This is a genomic window from Nocardioides sp. P5_C9_2 (assembly GCF_054049555.1).
Map to the genome: position 1 here is coordinate 1 of NZ_JBFUMD010000535.1, position 2,494 is coordinate 2,494.

2 protein-coding genes are annotated in these 2,494 nt (G+C 72.5%); both read left to right on the forward strand.

What is annotated here, in order from left to right; translation table 11 throughout:
- The first annotated feature begins 33 nt into the window (after positions 1-33).
- Positions 34-1,779: an adenylyl-sulfate kinase gene (gene cysC, locus ACXJKL_RS19260; RefSeq protein WP_457208611.1), complete on the forward strand. Its 1,746-nt coding sequence runs from the start codon at positions 34-36 to the stop codon at positions 1,777-1,779.
- Positions 1,779-2,494: sulfite exporter TauE/SafE family protein (locus tag ACXJKL_RS19265; protein WP_457208612.1), on the forward strand; the 716-nt coding region annotated here is incomplete at its 3' end. The genes cysC and ACXJKL_RS19265, both read left to right, overlap by 1 nt.

Genomic DNA, 2,494 nt, shown 5'->3' on the forward strand with positions numbered 1-2,494 from the left:
GCCACAGAGATTGAGGCTGGCAGGATTGACCCCGTGTCGACACCCCAGCACTGCCCCAGTCCGCGCGAGCTCGACGACCTCGAGCTCCTCACGACCGGGGCCGTCCACCCGCTGACCGCCTTCAACGCCCCGGACAGCGTGCTCACGCTGGACCTGCCGGGCGAGCTGGCGACCGCCGAGGTGGTGGAGCTGGTCGACCCGGAGGGCCTCCCTCTGGCCCGCGTCGTGCCGGCCACCGGCGAGGTGACCGCCTTGACGCACGCGCAGTACGGGCCGTTCCGGCGGCTCTACCTGTCCGCCCGCCAGGTGCGCGAGCAGCACGCCGGACGGACGGTCGTGCCGGTGACCGACGCCCTCACCGCCACCCAGGTCGAGGAGGTGCGTGGCCTCGGCCCGAGCCTGCTGCTCCCCTTCGCGGGCCACGGCACCTCCGACCTCTCCCCCGTCGCGCTCATCCGCGCCACCCTGGCCGCCGCCGACCTCCTCGACGACGCCGTCGTCGTCGTGGTGCCGCTCGCCGACCACGGGGACCCCGACGCCGACCACGACCTCGGCGTCCGGGTCGCCCGGACCTACGCCGGCACCGACCCGGTCCACGCGTTGACGGACGCCGACGCGCCTCATCCCCCCGCCATCCAGGCCATCGTCGACCGCGACCTCCCCGAGCCCGGCGAGCAGGGCCTGGTGCTCTTCTTCACCGGACTGTCCGGCAGCGGCAAGTCCACCCTGGCCCGCGCCCTGATGGACCGTGTCCTCGAGCAGGGCGAGCGCACTGTCACCAGCCTCGACGGCGACGTCGTACGCCGACACCTGTCCGCCGGCCTCGGCTTCTCCCGCGAGGACCGGGAGACCAACATCACCCGCATCGGCTGGGTGGCCGCAGAGATCGCCCGGCACGGCGGCGTCGCCATCTGCAGCCCGATCGCGCCCTTCGCGTCCACCCGGGCCACCGTCCGCGAGATGGTCGAGCAGGCCGGCGGGGAGTTCTTCCTCGTCCACGTCGCCACCCCGCTCGAGGAGTGCGAGCGACGCGACCGCAAGGGCCTCTACGCCAAGGCCCGCCGCGGCGAGATCCCCGACTTCACCGGCATCTCCTCGCCCTACGAGGAGCCCGAGGACGCCGCCGTCCGCGTCGACACCACCGGGCGCACCATCGAGGACGCCCTGGACGACGTGCTGGAGGCTCTGGCCGGCACCGGGCACCTGGACCTCACCCCCCAGCCCCCCGAGCCCTCGTCGGCGCTCGAGGTGCCAGCGGAGCGGGCCTCCCCGATCAGGGTCCTCTTCGTCTGCACGGCCAACATCTGCCGCTCCGCCTGGCTCGAGCACGCCGCACGCGGCCTGGACGCGACGGGCGTCGAGTTCAGCAGCGCCGGGACCCACGGCTTCACCGACCACCCCATGGACGAGGTGATGTCCGGCACCCTCGACGCACCCGACGAGGCGTTCCGGAGCCGCCGCCTGACCCGCGAGATCCTCGAGCAGGCCGACCTCGTCCTCACCGCGGAGAGCAGCCACCGCGCCTTCATCCTCGAGGAGCACCCCCAGGCGCTGCGCAAGGTCTTCACGCTCGGCCAGTTCGCCCGCGCCGCCCAGGCGGCTCCCGACCTGCGAGGCCGCGACCTGCTGGCGGCGGCCGGCGAGCGGCGTACCGCACCCCTCCCCGAGGACGACATCGACGACCCCTACCGGCGCGGGGATGTGGCCGCACGGGACGCAGCGGGCAAGATGTCGACAATGTTGAGCGTCATTGTCGCCGCGCTCGCCGAGGAGGACTGATGGCCGACCTGCTGACCATGACCGCGCTGTCGATCCTGGCGGCGGGCTTCCTCGTCGGGATCGTCGTCGGACTGACCGGCATGGGTGGTGGCGCCCTGATGACCCCGGCGCTCATCTTCCTGGGCGTCGGTGACGCCGCGACCGTCGTCACCGCCGACCTCACCGCAGCGGCCGTCTACAAGACCGGCGGGGCGATCGTGCACAAGCGCGAGGGCTCCCCCAACATGCAGCTGGCCAAGTGGCTGATCATCGGCTCGGTCCCGATGGCGCTGCTCGGTCCCTACCTCGTCAAGGCGTTCGCCGACCCCGAGGACCTCGACTCCACGCTCAAGCTGTGCATCGGCTTCGCGCTGCTCTTCGCGGCCGCGACCTACGCCCTGCGGCTCTACATCAACCTCAAGCGGGTGCGCAGCGAGGGCCACGTGCCCGACGAGAACCCCGCCATCCGGCCCATCCCGACGCTGCTGGTCGGCGCGCTGGGCGGGCTGCTGGTCGGCATCACCAGCGTCGGCTCGGGGTCGGTCATCATGATCGCGCTGCTCATGCTCTATCCCGGGCTCAGCGCGGTGAAGCTGGTCGGCACCGACCTGGTCCAGGCGGTGCCGCTCGTGATGGCCGCGGCGATCTCCAACATCGCGATCCACGGTCTCGACTGGACCGTCCTCACCCCGCTCGTGGCCGGCTCCGTGCCCGGCACCCTGCTCGGCTCCAAGAT